We start from the raw sequence: 22,832 nt of genomic DNA on the forward strand, positions 1-22,832 counted from the left end.
TTGTTTGCACGTTTTCAAAAGCTGAGTAATCGATCGTTGACAGCGATTCGGGTTGCGGTGTTCGTGTTGGGATTGCTGCCATTTCTGCGTTTGCTTTACGCCGGATGGCAAGATCAGTTGGGCGCCAATCCCTTGGAATTTATCACGCGGAATACCGGTGATTGGGCCTTGTATATGCTCTGCATTACCTTGGCGGTGACACCGCTACGGCGTTGGCTCGAGTGGCCATGGCTCATGCGCTTGCGCCGCATGTTGGGGCTATATACGTTTTTCTATGCGAGCTGCCACTTCATGAGTTTCCTCTGGTTCGATCATTTCTTTGAACTCTCAGAGATGCTGCGCGATGTCGTAAAGCGCCCCTTCATTACAGTCGGCTTTGCTGCATTCGTTCTTTTAGTGCCGTTGGCGCTCACCAGTAATCATTGGGCCATGCGTCAGTTAGGTGGGAGGGTATGGCAAGGCTTGCATCGTTTGGTGTATCTGATTGCCGTTCTCGCGTTGCTGCATTACTTTTGGATGCGAGCAGGGAAGAATAATTTCGCACAACCGAGTTTGTTCGCAGCAATCATCGTCGTGCTATTTGCGCAGCGTTTGTTTTGGCGTTGGCGCCAAGCGAAGGTTTGAAGCAAGCGATGGCTTGAATCAGACCGATCTTGGCGAGGCAGCTGCTACTAGTTTTTCTTGTCGTTGCTAGTGCTTGGATCTGGCGCTGTCGTTGGCGCATTCGTTGGTGTATTGGTCGGCGCTGGACTATTTTTTTTCTCCGGCAAATAGAGTGGACCACGTTGTCCGCAGCCGCTGAGACTTGCCAATGAAGTCAATAGAAAAACACTGCTTAGTAAAAGGTTGATTTTCTTCAAGATCGCAATACCGTATAAAATGGAGAGAATTTAGATGCGATGTGGAGTGTACCATGACGGAAACCGAGTTTTTGCGCGAAGCCGATGCCTGCTTGCAGCGCGTGCAAGATATTTTTGAACAAGCTTTTGAAAACGACGAGTTAGATGTCGATTGCAAACGCAGTGGCAATGTTCTGGAAATCGAGTTTGTCGAAAATGGCTCTAAGATCATCGTCAACAGTCAAGCGCCGATGCAGGAAATGTGGGTCGCTGCACGTTCAGGCGGCTTTCACTATAAGCACGATGGGCAACATTGGCGCAACACGCGCGATGGCACTGAGTTTTTTGAAACCCTTCAACGCCTCGCGCAGGAGCAGAAATAAATCAGCTTTGAGAAGACGCTAGGACTAGTGAAAAGAATTGGCAACTTGGGTGATTTGGTAGACTCAGAGCGCTAGTAAATGGCTCCGTCCTAAGGAATTCATTGGTTGAACCAGAGATGGCAGAAAAAAACGGGATGCTCTTTTGAGACATCCCGTTTTCACTTGATAGCTAACGTGCTTTGCTATTCGATGATCACTTCTGGGTCGCTACCCAGATTCTTAATGGCTGATCCGGGTGGATTCTCGATATAGAAGTAGTCACCGTCTGCTTGAATCACACCATTCGGAATCGGGCGCTCCATAATCGGTATGTCTTTCAGTGCAGTCTGCATATAGCCGATCCAAATCGGCAGCGCCAAACCACCACCGGTCTCACGATTACCCAGATTGCGAGGTTGGTCATATCCTATCCACGCCACGCCCACGATCTTCGCTTGGTAACCTGCAAACCAAGCATCAATTGAGTCATTGGTCGTGCCTGTCTTGCCAGCGAGGTCTGGGCGTTTGAGGACCAGTGCTTTGGTAGCGGTCCCGAAACGTACGACATCTCGCAACATGCTATCCATCAAGTAAGCATTGCGCTCATCAATCACGCGATTATTTTCGTCGCCCGCCACATCGGGTTTGGCTTCAGCAATCACTTTGCCATCAGCATCGACGATCTTGTTGATGAGGTAGGGGTTGACCTTGTAACCACCATTCGCGAAGACCGCATAGGCGCCAGCCATTTGCATCGGCGTGACTGCACCGGCTCCAAGTGCGAGGGTTAAGTACGCTGGATTCTTCTCTGGAATGAAACCAAACCGACTCGCATACTCCTGACCATATTTGGCGCCGACGCGTTGCAAGATCCGAATCGAGATCATGTTCTTGGATTTTGTTAGACCCTTACGCATCGTCATCGGGCCTTCATATTTACCATCGTAGTTTTTGGGTTCCCATGCCTGACCACCTGTTTGTCCAGCATCGAAACTGATGGGGGCGTCATCGATGATCGTACTGGGCGATAAACCCTTTTCAAGTGAAGAAGAATAAATGAATGGTTTGAAACTGGAACCCGGTTGACGCCATGCTTGTGTCACGTGATTGAATTTATTAAAGTTGTAATCGAAGCCGCCGACCAAAGCACGAATAGCACCAGTGCTAGTATCGGCCGCGACGAACGCGGACTGTACTTCCGGCATCTGAATGATCGCCCAAGCTTTGCCATCATTCATGACGCGAATCACGGCGCCACGCTGAATGCGTTTGTTGGCGGGTGCATTGGCTTTCAGTCCCGAGGCAGCGAAGTTCAGGCCGGCGCCAGAAATTTGAACTTCATCGCCGTTCGCGAGAACCGCTTTGACGAGATCTGGCTTCGCTTCTAAGACCATGGCCGCCAAGATGTCATCACTGTCCGGGTGCTCGGCCAATTCTTTTTCAATCGCTTCGTCTGCCAATTCTTTGTTGCCTGGTAGTTCGATGATGGCTTCGGGACCGCGATAGCCGTGGCGGCGTTCATAATCCATCACACCTCGACGCAGAGATTGATAGGCGGCTTCTTGTTCCGCTTTTGTGATCGTCGTATAGACATTGAGGCCGCGCGTGTAGGTTTCTTCCTTAAATTGTTCGTACACTAATTGACGCGCCATTTCGGCGATGTATTCAGCGTGGATGCCGAATTCGATGCTACTAGTTTTGATTTTCAGTTTTTCAACTTTGGCAGCGTCGTATTGGGCTTTGGTGATATAGCCGAGTTGAAACATACGTTGCAAAATATACTGTTGTCGTACCGTAGCCCTTTTAGGATTGGCAACCGGATTGTACGCAGACGGTGCTTTCGGTAGACCCGCTAGCATCGCCGCTTCAGCGACCGTAATATCTTTTAGTTCTTTACCAAAGTAAATCTGCGCCGCCGAGGAGAATCCGTATGCGCGTTGGCCCAAATAGATTTGGTTCATGTAGACCTCAAGAATTTGGTTCTTTGTGAGATTTTGTTCAATTTTCCAAGCGAGCAAGATTTCGTAGACTTTGCGCTTCACCGTTTGCTCGGTTGATAAAAAGAAATTTCGAGCAACCTGTTGGGTAATGGTTGAGGCACCTTGTTTATTGCCGCCAGTGACGTTATTGAATGCAGCGCGCGCGATACCGATGTAATCAACGCCACCATGTTCATAGAAACGATCGTCTTCGATAGCGAGGACCGCTTTGCGCATCACATCAGGGATATCTTTGAAGTGGACTACATTCCGGCGTTCTTCACCGAATTCGGCGATCAGAACATTGTCAGCCGAAAAGACACGCATCGGCATCTTGGGGCGGTAACTGGTAATGGCATCGATCTCCGGCAAATTGGGGTAGGCCATTGTTAAGGCGAAAATCAAAACTAAAATGCCCGCGAACATCAGTCCAAATAATACGATAAACGTATTGATGAGCGCTCTAGCTGCTTTGCTCTTTGGCTTCGGTAGCTGGCTCGATTCACTTTGAGCGATAGGGGATTCCGACGGTGTTGACATATGGCAATTTCGTTTCAAAAACAATGAGCGCCATTATAGCCTTCCCAGCTGAACTATAAAAATTGCATTTCTTCAAGTAAACCTCCTGAGTGGAGAATTGACAACGCAAAAAGGCCGTTCTGACCGGAAAGTGCTTTACATTCGACTATCCTTATTGCTAGGATTTAACGTAAGCTAGTATGAGTGTCTTCTAAATCGCGGTTTTTAAAAGAAAAAATGCGTTTTTCAGGCTGAACAATAGTTTTTTATGAGCAATTTGTGAACGAATTTGCTTGTGCTTTTGAAAATAAGAATAAGTTTACTTTGAGGGGAATTCCTTGGCTCTAGATCTCGCATCCCTGCTTGGAAAGAAGAATGCGCCTCTGATAGGGGTGGATATCAGCATGTCTGACATCAAGCTAGTGGAATTATCACGCTCAGGTGAAAAAGACTTTAAATTGGAACGCTGCGCTACTGAGCCATTACCAAAAGGTGCAGTTATCGATGGCAACATCGAGAACCTTGAACAGGTCTCTGAGACTATTACACGCTTGTTGAAGCGTGCTGGTACGGGTACCCGACAAGTCGCACTTGCGATGCCTGCGGCATCGGTTATTACAAAAAAAATCACCTTGCCTGCGCACTTAAATGAGCAGGCCTTAGAATTTCAGGTTGAATCTGAAGCAAGTCAGTACATCCCGTTTTCAATGGATGAGGTGGCGATTGATTTTTCTGTGATGGGCGCGACTGCTAACTCTGCTGAGGACATGGATATTTTGTTGGCTGCAGCCAAAAAAGAAAAGATTGAAGACCGGGTTGCCGCAGCACAAACAGCCGGTTTGCAAGCAAAAGTCATGGATATTGAGTCCTTCGCGGCGCGGTCTTCTGTGCTTCGCTTGATCGATCAACTGCCTAATGGCGGGCAAGATCAAATTTTTGCTTTGTTCCAGATTGGCTCGAAGGTGACTTATATTTCGGTACTGCTAAATGGTGAAGTGATTTATGAGCGCGACCAGCAGTTTGGTGGAAATCAGCTTACCCAAGATATTGTGCGGAACTATGGACTTTCGTTCGAAGAGGCTGAACTCAAAAAGCGTCAAGGCGATTTGCCGGATAGTTATGAAATGGAGTTGCTTGAACCGTTTTTAGAGAGTGCGGCTCTTGAGGTTACTCGTGCAATTCAATTTTTCTTCACATCTACGCCATTCACTCGAATTGATCAGATTTTCTTGGCGGGTGGTTGTTCGATGTTGCCGGGTTTGGTGGACATCGTGGCGGAACGAACAAAACTTTCAACTACAGTAATTAGCCCGTTTAAGGGTATGGAATTAGGGTCTTCAGTCAATGAAAAAGTCCTGCGCAGTGATGCCCCGGCATATTTGGTGGCATGTGGATTGGCGATGCGGAGGTTTGACGAATGATCAGAATTAATCTTTTGCCTCATCGTGAGGCTAGGCGTAAAGAACTTAAGAATCAATTTTATGCGCTGATGGCGCTTTCTGTACTTGTGGGGTTTGGGATTGTGATTGTGGTCGGGGTGTATTTCTCGACGCAGCTCTCAGCGCAAGTTGAACGTAACGCGTTTATCACTGAAAAGAACAAAGAGCTGGACGGAAAGATCAAAGAAGTCGCGACGTTGCGACAAGAAATTGATGCACTAAAAGCTCGTCAACAAGCGGTAGAAGATCTGCAGTCTGATCGAAATCAACCAGTCTTCATGATGAATGAATTGGTGCGTTTGGCTCCAGAAGGCTTGTATTTGCTCTCAATTAAGCAAGAAGGTCAGCGCGTTTTGATCAAAGGGTATGCGCAGTCCCATGCTGTGGTCGGCATTTTTGTGAATGATTTAAGTTCGTCGAAATGGATGACGCGCCCAGAGATTATTCAAAATAAGGCAGTCAATTTGGGGCAAGGACGTGATGCCAAGCGCGTTATCGAATTTGATGTGAGCGTAGGTATGCGTCGTCCAAGGGAGCTTGAAGCTGCGGCTGCGAGTGCATCAGAATTGCCAGCTGAAAAGAAACCAGCTGACTCTAAGTCAACTGAGAAGAAATAAGCGGCAATAGTGCAAGAGAAAAAGTAGAGAAGCTTATGGCAAACATACAAGAACGATTTGAGGATTTGGCTGGCCAATTCCGCGATTTAAATGGGCTCCATCCAGGTTTATGGCCAATTGCTCCTCGCGTGTTGGCTGCATTTGTGCTGTTGGTGGTGGTCGTTTTGGTCGGTTGGGGAGCTTATTGGAGCAGTCAGATCGAAGATATTGAACGCGGCGAACAAGAAGAGCAAAAGCTGAAAGACACATTCAAGACGAAGACTCAACAGTCGATTAGTCTCGAGGCCCTTAAGGAACAAAGAAAGTTAGTCTTGCAATACGTTTCCCGTATGGAGAAACAGTTGCCGAGCAGTGCAGAGTACGCCGCTTTGCTCGATGATATTAACTCCGCTGCGAATGGTCGTGGTCTGAACATGGAGTTGTTTGAACCTGGCGCGGTAGTGGTCAAAGATTACTACGCCGAAATTCCTATTAAGATCATCATGGTGTCGAACTATCACGATATGGGGCAATTCATTAGCGATATCGCGAAATTGCCGCGCATTATCACATTGAATAACTTGAGTTTTTCGGCAAGTAAAGACCCCAAAAAACCAGGCATTATTCTCGACGGTTTCGTCAAAACTTATCGATATCTAGATCCTGAAGAAATAGCAGCGCAAGCTGAACAAAAGAAAAAGGAATCAGCCAAAGGTAAAGAGGGCGAAAAAGAAAAAGAGAAAGAGGGGCATAAATGAGATTCCTTAGAGGTTTAGTCATACTCTTTTTGGCGCTTACTTTGCAAGCCTGCGGTGATAGCGGGATTGGCGAACTGCAGTCGTGGATGGAGCAGGTCAGGAAAGAGACCCAAGTGAAAGTGAATCCTTTGCAAGAGCCGAAGGTGTTTGTCCCAGTTTCGTATGAGAGTGGTGGGCTGTACGACCCTTTTGATCAAGTCAAGCTGTTGGCAGTGATTGAGCGAATTAAAGCAGCGAAAGAGAGCGGCTTGAAGCCTGATCTTGATCGCCCTCGCGAGGCCTTAGAAGGTTTCCCGCTCGAGAGTATGAAAATGGTCGGAACGTTTGACAACAAGAAAAAACTTCAGGGTTTGATCCAGGTCGGGAAGTTAATCTATCCAGTCACGGTTGGCTCATATGTGGGGCAAAATTTCGGAAAAGTGATTAGTGTCAGTGATACCAGAGTTGATCTGGTCGAGACAGTGCAAGATGCAACTGGCGAATGGATGGAACGAAAAGCAAGCTTAGAATTGCAAGAGGCGAAAAAATGAATGTAATCAATTTCAGTAAAGGGAGCTCCATGAGCATCAAGGGTCTATTTCTGGGGCTGCTATTCCTGTGCCAATCCGTGTTCGCGCAGACCGAAAATGCTATTGACTCGGTTACTGCTAACCAACAAGGTGCGAACGTGATCGTCAAGATCACTTTGAAGAATAATCTTGAAAAGGCACCAATTTCATTTTCAATCGCCAGTCCCGCTCGAATTTCGCTCGACTTCCCCAATACGAGTAATGCGACCGGCAAAAATGTGATCGATGTTGGGCTGGGCGAAGTGCGAAGCGTCAATTTGATTGAAGTTCCAGGTCGGTCACGTCTTGTATTTAATTTGAATCGTGCTTTGAAATATGCGACCTTTGTCGAAGGTAATACCCTAATCGTCACTATTGATGGCTCTGGTGGCTTAGCGACAGCTGTGAATTCCTTGGGCCTACCAGCAGTTGATAAAAACGAGAAAACAGCGGCCAAACAAAGCATTAAAGACATCGATTTTCGCCGCTTAGCTGGCGGTGAAGGGCGTGTTGTAATCGACTTGCCAGGTAACCAAGTGGCGGTTGATTCGCGTCTGCAAGGCCAAAAAATCGTGGTCGACTTCTTTAACGTGAACTTACCCGATGTTCTTAAGCGCAATTTGGATGTTGCTGACTACGGTTCTCCTGTCCAGAAAATTATTACTGAACGCCAAGGTAACAATGTACGCATGTACATTGAGCCAAAAGGGCTGTGGGAACACAGCGTTTATCAGAGCGACACACAATTAGTGGTTGAAGTTAAGCCGATTAAGGAAGAACTGAATAAGCTCACCCAGGGAACACAAGGCTACAAAGGTGATCGTTTTGGCATGAACTTCCAGGATATTGATGTTCGTGCCGTGTTGCAAATGTTGGCGGAACAAGGTGGCGTGAATATCATTGCAACTGATTCTGTTTCTGGCAACATTACTTTGCGACTGATCGATACTCCATGGGACCAAGCGCTCGACATCGTCATGCAGATCAAAAATCTCGACATGCGTAAAAATGGCAATGTCATTATGATTGGCCCGAAAGATGAGTTGCTTCTGAAGGAAAAACTCGAGCTGGAACAAAAAGCAGCGATCGCAGATTTAGAGCCACTCAAGACGGAGTCTTTCCAGCTGAAATATCAAAAAGCTGAGAATTTACAAAAATTGTTTGGTGTTACCGCGGATGGTTCATCTACGACCAATCGTCTTATCAGTAAGCGTGGCAGTATCATGATCGACCCACGCACTAACCAAATTTTCGTCACTGATATCGCTTCAAAAATCGAAGAGGTTCGTAAGCTCATCCAGAAAACTGATATTGCGACTAAGCAGGTGGTGATTGAGGCGCGCATCGTTGAAGCTGATAACAAATTTAGTCGAAACCTCGGTGCTAAATTAGGTTTTGCTGATCTGCGTAAGCTTTCGGGTGGTGATGCTGGCTATCAATTACAGGGTAACCAACGCGTTGCTGTGACAGGTAATTATCTTGGTGTGGGTGAGCAGACTGGTCAAGCCAAGATCACCGAGAAGAGCTTCATTCCAAATACACAATTTATTAATTTGCCTGCTGCTTCGATTGGTGGTTTAGAAGCCGGTAGTATCGCTACGAGTATTTTCTCAGCAGCGGCGAATCGTTTCCTTAACCTTGAGTTGTCGGCATTGGAAGCTGATGGTGACGGGAAAATCATTTCAAGTCCACGTGTGGTGACTGCCGACCAATTGCCAGCACACATTGAACAAGGTCAAGAAATCCCATATTCCATCGTTGCCCTGAGCGGGGGGACTGCTGTGTTCTTTAGAAAAGCGGTTCTTAGTTTGGACGTTACACCACAAATTACACCCGACGGCACTATCATCTTGAACGTGGACGTGCATAAAGATAGCCGTGGTGAGGAAACACGTTTTGGACCAGCAATCAACACAAAGCAAGTGAAAACGAGCGTGTTGGTTGAGAATGGTGGTACGGTCGTGCTGGGTGGTATTTACACTCAGGAAGAGCGAAATGACGTCACTAAGGTACCTTTCCTCGGAGATCTTCCATTGTTTGGAAACCTATTTAAGACCACTGGTAGAACAAATAACAAGACCGAACTGTTGATTTTCATCACTCCGAAAGTTCAGTTGACTGGAAGTATCGTGACACAATAGCCAAAGAGCGCGTTTTGGTATTGATTTTTAAGTTTTTTTATATGATAGGTGTTACATGACGAAGCTTTTTCGCATATTCGTGGCTATGATCAGTTTGAGCCTGCTGTCGGCATGCGGCGGGGGCGGTGGCTCTCCAGGCAATACGACCGGTCGAGCGCTATTTACTAGCGCGAACTCAACGGTGACGATCAATGTGGGGGACTCGCAGACTTACACAATTGGCGGCGGCAACCCAGGCTACGCAGCGACAAGCAGCTCTTCTGCTGCGACCGTCACTGTAAACGGTAGTTCAATGACGATTACTGGAAAGGGGGCAGGTGAAGCCACCATTACTGTGACGGATTCATCAGGTTCTAAAGTACAAATCGTCGCGACGATTGGTACGAATGCACCGTTCGCAACCGATGCTCCGGTCGATTTAACGATCGCTCCGGGAAGTAAGACCAATAATTATTCATTAAGTGGCGGTAGTGGAGTTTATCGTGCAGCGAGTGCAAATCCTTCAGTTGCAACAGTAACGCTCACTGGAAACCAATTCTACATCTCCGGTGTGAGCGCTGGTAGCACCACAATTTCCGTTTCTGATACTGCTGGAAGCTCCCGCACCATCAACGTAAAAGTGGGATCCAGCACGCCGTTGTTCACAACAGCACCTTCTATCATGTCGATCGAGCTCGGCACCACAACTCAAACTTTTGCGATTGGCGGAGGCTCATTGAGTTATGCGGTGAGTACCAATAATCAAAGCGTGGTGACGGTGTCTCAGTCGGGCGCGAATTTCACATTAACTGGTCTTGCTATCGGTAATGCAATTGTGTCTGTCACAGATACGGCTGGCGCAACGCAACAGATCCAAGTGACCGTAGGCGTCACTCAACCATTGACAGTAAACTCGCCAGCGGAATTGACGGTTGGCGTTGGCTCTGCCTCAGAGCAATTTACGATTTCTGGTGGTAGCCCAGCATACTCTGTAACTTCGAGCAATTTACTGGTAGCAAGCATTATTCAGTCTGGAAATCGATTCACTGTTTCTGGCAAGTTCCCAGGGACAGCGACCGTCGTTGTTAGCGATCGATCTGGTGCAACAAAGTCGATCAATGTTACGGTGAAGACGAATCCATTGTTCACATCGGCACCTGATGCAATCACTGTGGAAGTTGGCGCACGCTCAGCCAGCTTCTCGATCGAAGGCGGTACGTTCAGCTATAGTGTTTCGACGAGCAACTCGGCGATCGCCCAAGTCACGCAAACTGCGACTACTTTCTACATTTCCGGTATTAATGCTGGAGCGGCAGTTGTCGTGGTGACGGATTCTGCTGGTTCGAGCAAGCGGATTGATGTAACTGTCGGTGCGGCTGTACCTTTGCGTACCACCATGCCGACCGAAGTGAATATGACTGTCAATCAAGCCAACGACAGTTTCCAGATCAGCGGAGGGCAACCGGCATACGTTGTGACTTCCAGTAACCGTAATGTGGTACAGGTTCAGCAAAGTGGCGCTCAGTTTACTGTGACGCCGATTGGTGTTGGTAAAGCACAAGTCCAAATCATGGATGCCCAAGGTAGTACTAAGATCTCGAACGTGACTGTCTCAACAAAAGATTTGTTCACTTCAGCTCCAGAGGCAATTACACTTTCAACTGGCAGCGTCAGTTCGAGTTTCACTATTGGTGGTGGTTTGCCTGGCTATACTGTGGTCTCAAGCAACGTTCAAGTAGCACAAGTTAGCTTCACTGGTACTTCATTCACGATTACTGGTGCTGGCAAAGGCACTGCTTCTGTTGTGATCTCCGATACTGGTGGTAGCACGAAGTTGGTTGCTGTCACGGTCGGTTCAACGATTCCATTGTTCACCACAGCTCCAAGCGCGCTCGATTTGCCAATTGGTGGTTCTGCTGTGACGTTTGATATTTCGGGCGGCGATCCAGCATATTCAGTCACCTCAAGCAACTCGCAGGTAGCAACGGTCAGCTTGGCTGGTAATAAGTTCTCCGTAACCGGTATCGCGAAAGGCACGGCAGTCCTGAATTTGACTGATACATCGGGCCAGAAAGTGATCATCAATGTCAATGTGACCTCGGGTTCAGATCTCTATACGACAGCACCAAGTAACTTGTCGCTCGGGTTGGGTATCGACTCCAACACTTATTTGATTGGTGGCGGTAGCAAGTCTTATTCCGTGATGTCTGGTAATACTTCAGTTGTTACTGTTGTTCAAAATGGAAATCAATTCTATTTGCGTGCAGGAACTCTAGGGACAACGACCGTTACAATCACTGATACAGTCGGTGCAGTAAAAGTCATCAATGTCAGCGTGGTCAATGGTTTGCAACTCTTCACTACCGCACCTGTGGCAATGTCTGTGGGCGTTGGCTTGAACTCTTCGACCTTCCAGATTAGTGGCGGTGTTCCAAGTTACTTCGTCATCTCGAGCAACACTGGCGTAGTCAGAGTAACTCAAACTGGTGGACAGTTCTTCTTGACTGGTCAACAATCCGGACGCGCTACGGTCTTGATTACTGATAGTGTCGGTTCAAGTAAGAGTATCGATGTTACTGTGACGACTGGATCAGACCTTTACATCAGCGCACCAGCGACAGTTGCGGTCGGCGTTGGTGTCAGCTCGCAAACCTATCAAGTCGGTGGTGGTAGTTCGATTTATTCAGCAACCTCTTCGAATACGCAAGTGGCGACAGTGAGTTTGACTGGCTCGAACTTTGTGATCACGGGCGTTGCTGTGGGAACTGCGACCGTACTCGTTACAGATTCAACAGGTGCGTCTCGTCCAATTATTGTGACAGTGGGATCTGCCGTCGATTTGTTCACGACCGCACCACCAACTTTGAATCTCGGGGTAAATGCAATTTCCCAGTCGTTCTCAATTGGCGGTGGTCAGGCTCCATACACTGTAACAACCAATGACCCAGCAATTTTGACTCCAACATTGACAGGCACTCAGTTCACAATCCGTGGCTTAGCAATTGGTACTGCAGATGTGATCGTTTCCGACTCTAAAGGTGCTACACGTTCAGTTCGAGTTACTGTTGGGTCTGGTGTGAATCTGTTCACCTCCGCACCAAGTACGATTTCATTGGCAGCAGGTGCAACCTCACAAGTATTCACGATCTCTGGAGGTAGCGAAGTCTATGTAGTGAGCTCGTCTGACGAACGCACAGTAACGATTGGCCGTAACAGCAATAACCAATTTGTTGTGAATGGCATCGTTGGTGGTCGCGCGACTGTATCGATCAAAGATACGACGGGTAAAGAAATTCTAATCTCTGTGATCGTCGGAACCCCCGATGTGATCGTTTCTTCGGCACCTGATACGCTCACACTTCAAGTTGGTGGTGCGGGTACGTTTAAGGTTGCGGGTGGAAATGGTAGCTACCAAGTATCTACTAGCAACACCACCGTAGCACAAGCGACGATCACTGGAAGTGATCTCGTCATTACGGGTATCGGTGTTGGCACTGCCAACATTGTGGTGACAGATTTGCGTGGTGCACGATTGACGATTGTCGTTAATATTGGTGGCTCAACACCAACACCTTTGTTCACGACAGCGCCAAGTGCCGTTGTCATTACTCCAAGCTCGGTATCAAATTACTCGATCAGTGGTGGTAAAGCCCCTTACACGGCAACGAGCAGCAATGCGAGCGTTGCGACAGTGTCAGTTAGCGGTAGTTCTTTGACTATCACTGGTGTAGCTTTGGGCGCGGCGCAGATACGAGTTACTGACAGCGCAGGCACAATCGTTAATATCGACGCTACGGTAAGTAATGGATCACATCTGAATCTCTTCACTGGTGCTCCAGAACCGTCGACTGTCGCCAAAGGTTCATCTTTGGTGTACAGCATTGGTGGTGGCGTACCTCCATATACCGTCACTAGCAGCAATAATAGTGTTGCGACTGTGATCATGTCTGGTGCGACAGCCTTCCAAGTGACCGGTGTAACTTCCGGTACCGCGAGTGTGGTGATTCAAGATAGCGAAGGCGTGACCATTACTCGTACGGTTAATGTGACTTCAGCGACTTCCTTGCCGGTATCGATCTTGCCGGGAGATTCACAAGGTGCGGTTGGTGATACCATGTACTTTAACGTAACAGGTGGTTCTCCACCTTACACATTGACCAACAATAACAACCCAACTGTAGCAACGGTGAGTGCACCGAGTGCAGTCAACCCACTTACAGGAACAAGCACATTCACGGCTGATCTTTTGAATATCGGTAGCACAACCGCGACCATTATTGACTCACAAGGTCAAACGAAGAGTGTTGTGATTAGTGCGGTCGCGTCAGTGAAACAATTGCGTATTTCACCATCAGTCTTAACGATTGGTGAGGATAATTCAGCGAACTTCACAGTCCAGATTTTCGGCGGCACCGGTCCATACCGTGTATTTACGAGCGACTTGATTTTGTCGAGTGTGACAAACGCGGGTGGAATCTCAACGGTCACTGTAAGCCCAGGTACGCAAGGAAATCGATGCTTTAACCGATATGACAGTACGCCAGCATATATTCCAGGCGCGACCTATGACATCACCATCACCGCGGTTGACTCTCTCGGTGTAAGTGCGACAGCGACGATGACCTTGAAAGATAACTCACAAGGTGGTGCTGGCTCTGGCGCAGCTGCATGTAACTAAGAAGCAAAGTTGAAAAGTAGTGTCTAGCAATATTTATTTAGTAGGACTGATGGGCTCTGGCAAAACAACGGTTGGCAGAGCCCTCGCAAAAAAGCTTAACAAACGATTTGTTGATTCTGATCACGAAATAGAGGCGCGCACAGGCGTCGCTATTTCTGTGATTTTTGACATCGAAGGGGAAGCGAGTTTTCGTCAGCGTGAAGCGGATGTGATTCGTGATCTCTGTCAGCAACAAGATATTGTCCTCGCCACAGGTGGCGGGGCGGTATTGAATCCGCGTAGCCGTCAGATCTTGCATGAGTCTGGAACGGTGGTCTATCTCAAAGCTAGCATCGGTAGTATTTTGCATCGTACGCGACACGATAAAAAACGCCCATTGCTGCGCACCCCTGATCCCCGTAAAAAATTAGAAGAGCTCGAACAACAGCGCGACCCGCTGTATCGGGAAGTTGCCCATATGATTATCGAAACCGGGCAACCACAATTACAGACCTTGGTACAAACCATTGTTGATAAATTGCCGAAACCACAGCTAGTCGCCAACACAGTAGAAAATATCGCTGCTTCTTTAGCAGCGAAAAATGGTAGTTCGATGGAATCTGATTCAAATCTTTATAAAACTCTACAAGTCGATCTTGGTGATCGTAGTTATCCCATTTCGATTGGCCAGTCACTTTTACAAAATACTGAGCTGTTGCAGCAGCGCATTCGTGCTCAACGGGTCGTGATTGTGACCAATGATGTGGTCGCACCTTTATATTTATCTGGTCTCACGCAGCAATTGCAAGGCTTGGGTAAGCAAGTCGAATCGGTCATCTTGCCCGATGGCGAAGAACGCAAAAATTGGGAAAGCTTGATGCTCATTTTTGATGAGCTCTTGCAGAAGAAATGTGATCGCAAAACCTGCTTGATTGCTCTTGGTGGCGGCGTGATCGGTGATATGACCGGCTTCGCTGCATCAGCGTTCATGCGTGGTGTGCCTTTCGTACAAATTCCGACCACCTTATTGGCTCAGGTCGATTCTTCAGTGGGCGGTAAGACAGGCATCAATCATCCACTCGGTAAGAATATGATCGGTGCTTTTTATCAACCGCAGGCGGTGTTGGCAGATATCGCGACACTTGCTAGTTTGCCTGATAAAGAATTGTCCGCTGGATTGGCAGAAGTCATTAAGCATGGAGCCATTATTGATGCAGCTTTCTTCGATTGGATCGAAGCCAATATCGAGAAATTACGGGCACGGGATCATGATGCACTGAGCTATGCGGTATTGCGCTCATGCGAAATCAAAGCCAACGTGGTCAAACAAGATGAACGCGAAGGTGGTTTGCGTGCCATCTTGAACTTTGGACATACCTTCGGACACGCGATTGAAGCAGGTCTCGGCTACGGCGCTTGGTTACACGGCGAAGCCGTTGGTTGCGGCATGGTGATGGCAGCCGATTTATCGCATCGACTTGGTTACATCGATTTCGTTACGAAGACGCGTATTACCCATTTAGTCGAGGCCGCAGGCTTGCCGACGGTCGCCCCCGATCTTGGTGAAGCAACTTGGTTGGATCTGATGGAAGTCGATAAGAAAAATGAGGGAGGGCAAATCAAGTTTATCTTGCTCAAGCCTTTGGGAACTAGCATCATTACCACTGTTCCAGCTCAATATCTGCGCGATACTTTACGAGCTTGTACTCATCCCGAGAGCTAAACTATGTTCACAGATACGCATCTTGCCCCTTATGCTGCACAGTCGGCGCAGTCACGGGGCAGGCGTTTCTTTGAAGCTCCACCAGGCTCGCGTTCAGAGTTTCAGCGCGACCGCGATCGCATCATTCACAGTACCGCATTTCGACGACTCGAATACAAAACCCAAGTCTTTGTGAATCACGAAGGCGATCTGTTTCGCACTCGCCTCACGCATAGTATTGAGGTCGCTCAAATCGCCCGCTCGATTGCCCGCAACTTGCGACTTAACGAAGATTTGGTCGAAGCAATCTCGCTAGCGCATGATCTTGGTCACACGCCTTTCGGGCATGCAGGGCAAGATGCACTGCACGCTTGCATGAAGGACTTTGGCGGCTTCGAACATAACTTGCAAAGCCTGCGCGTGGTTGACGCCCTGGAAGAGCGCTATGCCGCCTTTGAAGGCCTGAATTTGACCTTTGAAGCGCGCGAAGGCATTCTCAAACACTGCTCCATTAGCAATGCCCAACTACTTGGTGATGTCGGTCAGCGCTTTTTATTGAAGCAGCAACCTAGTCTTGAAGCACAGCTCACCAATTTGGCCGATGAGATTGCTTACAATAATCACGATATCGACGATGGCTTACGCTCGGGTCTATTGAGCGAAGCACAGATGATGGAAGTGGATTTCTTTGCTCGATTCCGTCATGAGGTAGAAACACAATATCCGGGTCTTGCTGGTCGGCGCGCCATTTCAGAAACGATACGTCGCATGATCAACGCATTGATCAGTGATTTGATTCGCACTTCCGAGCAGCGAATCGCCGATCATGGACCCAAGACGATCGAAGATGTGCGGCAAATGCCGACCATGATTGCGTTTTCTGACGCTATGCATCACGAGGCGAAGCAGCTAAAGCACTTCCTGTTTCAACATCTGTATCGCCATTATCAAGTGAATCGCATGAGCAATAAGGCGAAGAAAACCATACGCGATCTATTCGATGCGATGCTAGCCGATCCAGGCTTGCTGCCGCCAGATTACCGCGTGCGCGATCAGCAATTAAGTGAACATGAACAGTGCTTGCAGCAAGCGAGAAGGATCGCCGATTATATTGCAGGGATGACCGATCGCTATGCGATCCGCGAACATAGAAGATTATTTGAAATCGAAGAAGTTTGATGGTGTGAATACACGGAGATGGCAGTGAAAAAACTCAATAGCAAACTCGTTCAAGTCTTTTTCTTGAGCATCCTCAGCAGTGTTTTGGTGCCTGTGCACGCGGCTGACTTGAGTCAACTCAGTGGACAAGACGCCAATGCCGGCTTGAAGGCTGCGCTCGAACAAGGTGCGAATGCCGCCTTAAGCAAACTCGGTGTGCAAGGTGGGTTCTTGAACAATGAGAAAGTGCGTATTCCGCTGCCTTCCATCCTCGAAAAAACCAAGCCAATACTGAAACTGTCTGGCCAAAGTAAGCAGTTGGATGAGTTGGTCGTGTCGATGAATCGTGCCGCAGAAAGTGCAGTGCCAATGGCGAAGCCTTTGTTGATCGATGCGGTGAAATCGATGAGTATCGCTGACGCAAAAGCGATTTTGGGCGGCGGTGATACCTCCGTTACCCAATTCTTCAAAGAGAAGACAGCCAAGCCGTTAAGTGTCAAATTTATGCCCATCGTCAAAGGCGTCACAGATAAAGTCGGCTTGGCAGGAAAGTACAATGGCGTGATGGAGAAGGCCAAGAAACTTGGTGCCGTTTCTGAGCAAGAAGCGACCGTAGAAGCTTACGTTTCGAGCCGTGCGGTGGATGCTTTGTATCTCATGATCGCTGAAGAAGAAAAAGCGATCCGCAAAGATCCTTTGGGTACGGGTAGCAAAATTATTGGTAAAGTCTTTGGGCTGTTGAAATAAGCCCGTCGAAGTAGAAACGAAGAATTTGCGGAGCAACGCAGCGCACAGACATGCAGCGCCCCGCAAATTCGTTACTGCAGATATTCTTCCAAAAGATATTAAAACGCTTATGGTAGATGCGCCAGTGGATGGGCGTAATCAGGCCATACCGGCGCGAAGAAACTGTGAACCAGTTCCTCATTCACCTCGGCCACCGAGCTCGGTGACCATTTCGGCGCATTGTCCTTATCAACCACCAAGGCACGCACACCTTCTAGGACTTCACCATGTTTGAAGCAATGTCGAACCATGGTGCGCTCCATGCGCAAACACTCAGCCACCGACTTGCGTTGGCAGCGACGCAATTGCTCTAAAGTGACCGCCATTAGGAGTGGTGAACGCTTATCCATGGTGGTCAAAGTATGCTTGGCAAAGCCCGATTCGTCATTCGAGAGTGAAGCGTAAATCGCTGCCAATTGATTGCCTTGGAAATGGTGATCGATGCTCGATCTTTGTTGCGCCAAATTGCAATGTTCGACATTGATATCGTCCGCGAATGCGCGTGCAAAATCACGGATCGCTGTTCGGATATCAGCCTCGGTGGTGCTGCTAAGCAAATCCATCAAATCAGCGATGGCGCCAGTCGGCACATACACATCGGCGAGATTGGCGTAGAGCGCGTCAGCTGCGCCGATAATCTCACCTGTCAAGCCGAGGTAGGCTCCAATTTGACCAGGTGTGCGATTGAGGAAATAGCCGCCGCCAACATCGGGGAACAAACCAATATTGACTTCAGGCATGGCCATTTTTGTTTTTTCTGTGACGATGCGCAAACGACTCGCTACGCCCGATTGTGCGATGCCCATACCGCCGCCCATGACGACACCGTTCATCAATGCGATATAAGGTTTTGGGTAGAAATGAATTAAATGATTTAACGCGTATTCTTCGGTGAAGAAATCTTCCAACAGTGCGCTATCTTGCATTGGAGTTTTGGTGCCCACATCGTAAAAGAAACGAATGTCGCCGCCCGCGCAGAATGCTTTTTCACTGCTACTGTGGATGAATACCGCACGCACCGCTGGGTCGTTGTGCCAAGCACGCAGCGTCGCAGTCAGTTCGCGCACCATCGTCAGTGAGAGGGAGTTGAGTGCTTTCGGACGATCAAGCGTGATAAAGCCAATCTCATTTTTGACTTCGGTAAGAACAAAGTTTTCCATAATTATTTTTCTGAAAAAGTGACGGCGTATTTTACCGCGTCCTTACACCGCCGATGGTGCCAAAGATTTAACTGGTCGTTTCGAAGCAGGGCGTATTGTTTGTAGGCACATCGATTTTTAAAACTGGACCACGGTCACAGGCAAAAAAATGCCCCCTACAAAAGGGGGCCTTGCTTCGCATGATGTGCGGAGATGACTACTGCATCTTATGCAGATGCCGGATCAGGCATATGTTTGATAGCGTCGTGTTGATGGTCTTGGATTTTGTCCTTGTGTTTGATGACCTGACGATCGAGTTTATCGATTAAAGCGTCGATGGCTGCATACAGATCATGCGCTAAGCTTTCGACGTGAATATCTTTACCGCTGAGATGAAGATTAATATCGGCTTTGTGGCGTTTGTCCTTTTCTCGGAGCTTATCAACTGTCAAAATGACTGCGATATCAATGACTTGATCGAAGTGTCGTCTTACCCGTTCTAATTTGTTTTGAACATATTCACGAATTGCAGGAGTTACTTCGACATGGTGTCCACTGATGGTGAGATTCATACTGCGCTCCTATGGTGATATTGCTTTTGTGTGCTAACTGATACAACTTTACTGCGACTTAACGATCGCTCAATTGGCATGAAACCGTGTTGAGCTACATCATATATAACGCTGTTCAGTAGTAAATCAAGAACTGGTTTACAAAGATTTTCGCAAACTGACTGGGGGAATTTTCAGAGCCTCGCGATACTTAGCGACCGTTCGCCGAGCGATGACCATGCCTTGTTCTCCCAAAATGTCGGCGATCTTACTGTCCGAGAGAGGTTTTTTCTGGTCTTCTTCTCCTATTAATTGTTTGATCAGAGCACGTATCGCCGTCGAGGAGGCTTCACCTCCAGCTTCGGTGGCGACGTGACTACCGAAGAAGTATTTCAACTCAAACATACCATGCGGAGTGAGCATGTATTTTTGAGTCGTTACACGAGAAATAGTGCTCTCGTGTAATCCCAGTGTATCAGCAATTTCGCGTAAAACAAGGGGGCGCATTGCAACTGCACCATGAGTAAAGAAATTGTATTGTCTTTCGACTATGGCTTGTGCAACGCGCAAAATCGTATCAAAGCGCTGCCGCATATTTTTGATCAGCCAACGAGCTTCTTGAAGTTGAGGGCTGAGACTACCATCGCCACGTTGTTGCTTCATTAAGTTAGCGTACAGTTGATTCACGCGTAAGCGTGGCATAACGTCACGATTCAACATCACCTGCCATTCGTCACCCATTTTTTTTACAACGACATCAGGGACTACATAGTCGGATTTACCCTCCGAATAGGCGAGGCCAGGCTTAGGATTACACATGCGAATGACGCATTGCGCTTCACGCAAGTCTTCGTCGTCACATTGCAACAGTTTGCGTAGTTTGGTGAAGTCGCGTTGTGCAAACAGGGCTAAATGTTCCTCAACAATCTGCAAGGCCAAGCGACGCGTCACGAAAGGAATTTTCGGTAAGCGTCGAATTTGTAAGCTGAGACACTCAGTGGTGCTGCGTGCACCAACACCCTCAGGCTCGAAACTCTGCACCATCTTGAGTGCGAACTGCAATTCCTCCATTTCGACACAAAGATCGATGGGCAAACTATCGTGAATATCTTCGAGCGTTTCACAAAGGTAGCCATTCTCATCAATTGCATCAATGATCAACTCGATCAAAGCGCGATCGCGTCCTTCTCTGACGGTGACGCGCATTTGCTCCAATAAATACTCGCGTAAAGTGATTTGGGCGGCCTCTAATTGCGGGCGACCATCTTCTTCATCATTGTTCTTAGTGCCTGAGATTGGTGCATCTTCGAAGCTCCAATCATCCTCGCTGCTGATCTGCGTTTCACCATCACCGTTGGTGTCAGTGTTGTCGGTTTTTGTAGCTTGTTCGGTTCCGTTAGCTTCGGATTTTTCTGCCACCGCAAACTCTGATTCGCTCTGCTGAGTGGCGTTATTGATGGTGCCATCCGCCAGCAGTCGCACCGCACTATCGAGTGCGTCATCTACACGCTCGAGCATAGGATTTTCAATCAAGAGCGTTTCAAGTTCTTGATGGAGCTCCAGCGTCGATAACTGCAGCAAGCGTATCGATTGCTGCAACTGCGGTGTCAGCGCTAGATGTTGCGAAGTGCGGAGCTGTAAGCTTTGCTTCATGATGCGATTGGCGCTCGATTGGCTTACATGCGGAAGTGTTCGCCGAGATACACTCGACGCACGGTTTCATTGGTGATGATTTCATCAGGGCGACCACTTGCCAAAACGGAGCCTTGATTAATGATGTAGGCGTGGTCGCAAATACCCAAGGTCTCACGCACATTGTGGTCAGTAATTAAGACGCCGATATTGCGCTCTTTGAGGAAGCGCACGATACGCTGGATCTCAATCACCGCAATTGGGTCAACCCCTGCAAATGGTTCATCGAGTAAGACGAAACGCGGGTTCGTGGCTAGTGCGCGGGCGATCTCGACACGACGACGTTCGCCGCCTGACAAAGCACGCGCAGGGCTTTCGCGTAAGCCATCGATTTGTAATTCGGTGAGCAGTGTATTGAGACGCTGATCGATCTCCGCTTTGCTCAATGCTTTGCCATTGTCGTCGCTTTGTAGTTCCAGCACGGCGCGCACATTGTCTTCTACCGATAGTTTGCGAAACACTGAAGCTTCTTGCGGCAGGTAGGAAAGACCAAGGCGAGCGCGTTGGTGAATCGGTAGGCTAGAAATATCAGTACCGTCGATATCGATTTTTCCAGCATCGGATGGCACTAGTCCCACAATCATATAAAACGACGTCGTTTTGCCCGCACCATTTGGGCCCAATAAGCCGACGACTTCACCACTCTTGACTTCGAGGGCGACGTCACGGACCACTTGGCGCATGCCATAGCGTTTTTGCAGACCTTGTATTGCAAGTGTGCTTGTCATCTTTTTAGCCTCTACAACTAGGGTTTGCTTGTTTTTGTTTCTGTTTTGGCTTTTTCAGGCTGCTGAGTGAAAGTGACACGACCGCCGTTTTGTGTACTTTTTCCAGTCGAAGAGTTCGCGAGATTCAAGAAATCATTTGGGCTATCGTACGAGAAAAATTCGCCCTCAAGCTTGCGAGTTTCTTTTTGATGGTCAAGAAAACGGATCACAGCAGCACCATGAAAAGTCACTACATCGCTGGCTTTGTTATATTCGACACGTTGCGCTGTACCTTCTATCCAAAGCTCCTCGCCACCATCGCGCTTTTGGCGAAAAAAAACTGGGTTTGCCGGGGTTCCGAGCAAGACCGTCGTGCCACCGCCTTCGGGATGTTCTTTGCTGGTTGGAATTGAAATATCAGTGCCCTTCTCGCCGCGAATATATAAAGTTCCGCGCGTGACTTCGATCTTTTCAAAGGTAATAATGTTCTTGCTAGCGTCATATGCGCCAGCGATACCAGAGACCTTCGTCTCCTTGAACTTGTCCGCTTTTTCAGCCAAGGCTTGTGAGCTCACAAAGCCCAAAAGCAAACTTAGGATAAGGGTGGAGACGTTGATTTTATACATGGTTTTCCTTGGTGATGACAACTTGCAAGTCTTCATTTTTGTTTTGTTTGCTTACTATTGATTGTGGCTCGCAACTGATTTAAGAAACGTATCGTTTGTCGAGCATTATCCGCTTCGATTCCTACTGCAGTAATATGGGCACTGGGGGTCTTGAGAACGATCGCTTGGTCGGTACGCATGCGTTCGCTGTCTGGATATAAAACCAAATGATTGGTATTCAATTGGACCTCTACTACCGTTGCGCTGCCAGCGCGTACGACTTCCACATTGTCGAGTAGGTGAATTTGATCCTCGATCAAGCCACCGTCTTTCTCTTGCACTTTTTGCTTCACGATGGCGCGATCTGCGCGGATGTTCATCGGCGTTTTTTCTTGATCAATGCCGACAATGCGTGGTTGCTGAATTTCGAACTCGTCTTCTTGAGGAAAGTGTGTGAGCTTTTGTCCAGTCACGCGATAGTTGGTATTTCCACTTTGAGAAATGCGAACGAAGTTGAAGTGCTCAACAAAGTAATCAGGTTCGGTGCGAACACGTCCACTATTCGCGGAGTCTTCGCTATTTCTACGCATTACTTCGTAGATCCAGAAGCCGCCAAGCATGACGAGTCCTAAAAGGACCACAGAGAGCCAAATTCGGATGCGGTCAGCGGTCATG

Annotated in this window: 19 protein-coding genes; 11 read left to right on the forward strand and 8 right to left on the reverse strand. The window is 48.1% G+C overall.

All coding sequences use genetic code 11. From position 1 onward, the window contains the following. Positions 1-624, forward strand: a complete 624-nt coding sequence (locus RF679_RS02865; protein WP_309482720.1) for a protein-methionine-sulfoxide reductase heme-binding subunit MsrQ — start codon at positions 1-3, stop codon at positions 622-624. A 47-nt stretch (positions 625-671) separates the two neighbouring features. On the opposite strand, the gene lptM is transcribed toward RF679_RS02865, so the two are convergent. Then, positions 672-860, reverse strand: a complete 189-nt coding sequence (lptM, locus tag RF679_RS02870) for an LPS translocon maturation chaperone LptM (RefSeq protein ID WP_309482721.1) — start codon at positions 858-860, stop codon at positions 672-674. Between the two features lie 53 nt (positions 861-913). Between lptM and cyaY the strand changes: the two genes are divergently transcribed. After that, positions 914-1,222: an iron donor protein CyaY gene (gene cyaY / locus RF679_RS02875; protein WP_309482722.1), complete on the forward strand. Its 309-nt coding sequence runs from the start codon at positions 914-916 to the stop codon at positions 1,220-1,222. Positions 1,223-1,404: 182 nt separating this feature from the next. Here the strand turns inward: cyaY and RF679_RS02880 are convergent, their stop codons facing one another. Then, a complete protein-coding gene (locus tag RF679_RS02880) occupies positions 1,405-3,720 on the reverse strand; it encodes a penicillin-binding protein 1A (protein WP_373921723.1) in 2,316 nt (771 codons plus the stop codon). 317 nt (positions 3,721-4,037) lie between these two features. Between RF679_RS02880 and RF679_RS02885 the strand changes: the two genes are divergently transcribed. From RF679_RS02885 to RF679_RS02925, 9 genes are read left to right on the forward strand one after another with little or no spacing between them, the layout of a single operon-like run. Continuing rightward, positions 4,038-5,120 (forward strand): pilus assembly protein PilM, encoded by a 1,083-nt coding sequence (locus RF679_RS02885; protein WP_309482723.1) that lies wholly within the window; start codon positions 4,038-4,040, stop codon positions 5,118-5,120. Then, entirely contained in the window at positions 5,117-5,755 is a 639-nt protein-coding gene (locus RF679_RS02890) for a PilN domain-containing protein (RefSeq protein WP_309482724.1), read from the forward strand. The genes RF679_RS02885 and RF679_RS02890 overlap by 4 nt, the downstream gene beginning before the upstream one ends. A 35-nt stretch (positions 5,756-5,790) precedes the next feature. Then, positions 5,791-6,492 (forward strand): type IV pilus inner membrane component PilO, encoded by a 702-nt coding sequence (locus tag RF679_RS02895; RefSeq protein WP_309482725.1) that lies wholly within the window; start codon positions 5,791-5,793, stop codon positions 6,490-6,492. Next, entirely contained in the window at positions 6,489-7,022 is a 534-nt protein-coding gene (locus RF679_RS02900; RefSeq protein ID WP_309482726.1) for a pilus assembly protein PilP, read from the forward strand. The genes RF679_RS02895 and RF679_RS02900 overlap by 4 nt, the downstream gene beginning before the upstream one ends. A gap of 29 nt (positions 7,023-7,051) precedes the next feature. Further along, positions 7,052-9,181 carry a type IV pilus secretin PilQ gene (pilQ, locus tag RF679_RS02905; RefSeq protein WP_309482727.1) on the forward strand — a complete coding sequence of 710 codons (2,130 nt, stop codon included), beginning with the start codon at positions 7,052-7,054 and terminating at the stop codon, positions 9,179-9,181. 55 nt (positions 9,182-9,236) lie between these two features. Further along, the gene (locus RF679_RS02910; RefSeq protein WP_309482728.1) at positions 9,237-13,838 is read left to right on the forward strand and encodes a beta strand repeat-containing protein; all 4,602 of its coding nucleotides are present in this window, start codon (positions 9,237-9,239) and stop codon (positions 13,836-13,838) included. A gap of 19 nt (positions 13,839-13,857) precedes the next feature. Then, positions 13,858-15,540, forward strand: coding sequence for a bifunctional shikimate kinase/3-dehydroquinate synthase AroKB (aroKB, locus tag RF679_RS02915; RefSeq protein WP_309482729.1), 1,683 nt, complete (start codon positions 13,858-13,860; stop codon positions 15,538-15,540). Between the two features lie 3 nt (positions 15,541-15,543). After that, positions 15,544-16,698 (forward strand): deoxyguanosinetriphosphate triphosphohydrolase, encoded by a 1,155-nt coding sequence (locus RF679_RS02920; protein ID WP_309482730.1) that lies wholly within the window; start codon positions 15,544-15,546, stop codon positions 16,696-16,698. A gap of 18 nt (positions 16,699-16,716) precedes the next feature. Continuing rightward, positions 16,717-17,424: a DUF4197 domain-containing protein gene (locus tag RF679_RS02925; protein ID WP_373921724.1), complete on the forward strand. Its 708-nt coding sequence runs from the start codon at positions 16,717-16,719 to the stop codon at positions 17,422-17,424. A 107-nt stretch (positions 17,425-17,531) separates the two neighbouring features. Here RF679_RS02925 and RF679_RS02930 read toward each other — a convergent pair whose 3' ends face one another. The 6 genes from RF679_RS02930 to lptC all read right to left on the reverse strand — a co-directional run bounded on the left by RF679_RS02930 (position 17,532) and on the right by lptC (position 22,831). After that, positions 17,532-18,623: an enoyl-CoA hydratase/isomerase family protein gene (locus RF679_RS02930; RefSeq protein WP_309482731.1), complete on the reverse strand. Its 1,092-nt coding sequence runs from the start codon at positions 18,621-18,623 to the stop codon at positions 17,532-17,534. Positions 18,624-18,829: 206 nt separating this feature from the next. Beyond that, positions 18,830-19,174, reverse strand: coding sequence for a ribosome hibernation-promoting factor, HPF/YfiA family (gene hpf / locus RF679_RS02935; RefSeq protein WP_309482732.1), 345 nt, complete (start codon positions 19,172-19,174; stop codon positions 18,830-18,832). A gap of 138 nt (positions 19,175-19,312) precedes the next feature. After that, positions 19,313-20,806: an RNA polymerase factor sigma-54 gene (locus RF679_RS02940; protein WP_309482733.1), complete on the reverse strand. Its 1,494-nt coding sequence runs from the start codon at positions 20,804-20,806 to the stop codon at positions 19,313-19,315. A 23-nt stretch (positions 20,807-20,829) separates the two neighbouring features. Further along, a complete protein-coding gene (lptB, locus tag RF679_RS02945; protein WP_309482734.1) occupies positions 20,830-21,573 on the reverse strand; it encodes an LPS export ABC transporter ATP-binding protein in 744 nt (247 codons plus the stop codon). A gap of 17 nt (positions 21,574-21,590) precedes the next feature. Continuing rightward, a complete protein-coding gene (locus tag RF679_RS02950) occupies positions 21,591-22,178 on the reverse strand; it encodes an LptA/OstA family protein (protein ID WP_309482735.1) in 588 nt (195 codons plus the stop codon). Between the two features lie 32 nt (positions 22,179-22,210). Then, complete coding sequence (lptC, locus tag RF679_RS02955) at positions 22,211-22,831, reverse strand: LPS export ABC transporter periplasmic protein LptC (RefSeq protein ID WP_309482736.1); 621 nt, start codon at positions 22,829-22,831, stop codon at positions 22,211-22,213. Between the last annotated feature and the right edge of the window lies 1 nt (position 22,832).

This window comes from Undibacterium cyanobacteriorum (assembly GCF_031326225.1).
Classification (GTDB): Bacteria; Pseudomonadota; Gammaproteobacteria; order Burkholderiales; family Burkholderiaceae_D; genus Undibacterium; species Undibacterium cyanobacteriorum.

Bases quoted from the DNA above. Each gene is read 5' to 3' on its own strand.
- RF679_RS02900 (WP_309482726.1), top strand. From the start codon at position 6,489: ATGAGATTCCTTAGAGGTTTAGTCATACTCTTTTTGGCGCTTACTTTG.
- RF679_RS02950 (WP_309482735.1), bottom strand. From the start codon at position 22,178: ATGTATAAAATCAACGTCTCCACCCTTATCCTAAGTTTGCTTTTGGGC.
- RF679_RS02880 (WP_373921723.1), bottom strand. From the start codon at position 3,720: ATGTCAACACCGTCGGAATCCCCTATCGCTCAAAGTGAATCGAGCCAG.
- cyaY (WP_309482722.1), top strand. From the start codon at position 914: ATGACGGAAACCGAGTTTTTGCGCGAAGCCGATGCCTGCTTGCAGCGC.
- RF679_RS02940 (WP_309482733.1), bottom strand. From the start codon at position 20,806: ATGAAGCAAAGCTTACAGCTCCGCACTTCGCAACATCTAGCGCTGACA.
- lptB (WP_309482734.1), bottom strand. From the start codon at position 21,573: ATGACAAGCACACTTGCAATACAAGGTCTGCAAAAACGCTATGGCATG.
- RF679_RS02925 (WP_373921724.1), top strand. From the start codon at position 16,717: ATGGCAGTGAAAAAACTCAATAGCAAACTCGTTCAAGTCTTTTTCTTG.
- RF679_RS02910 (WP_309482728.1), top strand. From the start codon at position 9,237: ATGACGAAGCTTTTTCGCATATTCGTGGCTATGATCAGTTTGAGCCTG.
- RF679_RS02920 (WP_309482730.1), top strand. From the start codon at position 15,544: ATGTTCACAGATACGCATCTTGCCCCTTATGCTGCACAGTCGGCGCAG.
- RF679_RS02930 (WP_309482731.1), bottom strand. From the start codon at position 18,623: ATGGAAAACTTTGTTCTTACCGAAGTCAAAAATGAGATTGGCTTTATC.
- pilQ (WP_309482727.1), top strand. From the start codon at position 7,052: ATGAGCATCAAGGGTCTATTTCTGGGGCTGCTATTCCTGTGCCAATCC.
- lptC (WP_309482736.1), bottom strand. From the start codon at position 22,831: ATGACCGCTGACCGCATCCGAATTTGGCTCTCTGTGGTCCTTTTAGGA.
- RF679_RS02890 (WP_309482724.1), top strand. From the start codon at position 5,117: ATGATCAGAATTAATCTTTTGCCTCATCGTGAGGCTAGGCGTAAAGAA.
- hpf (WP_309482732.1), bottom strand. From the start codon at position 19,174: ATGAATCTCACCATCAGTGGACACCATGTCGAAGTAACTCCTGCAATT.
- RF679_RS02895 (WP_309482725.1), top strand. From the start codon at position 5,791: ATGGCAAACATACAAGAACGATTTGAGGATTTGGCTGGCCAATTCCGC.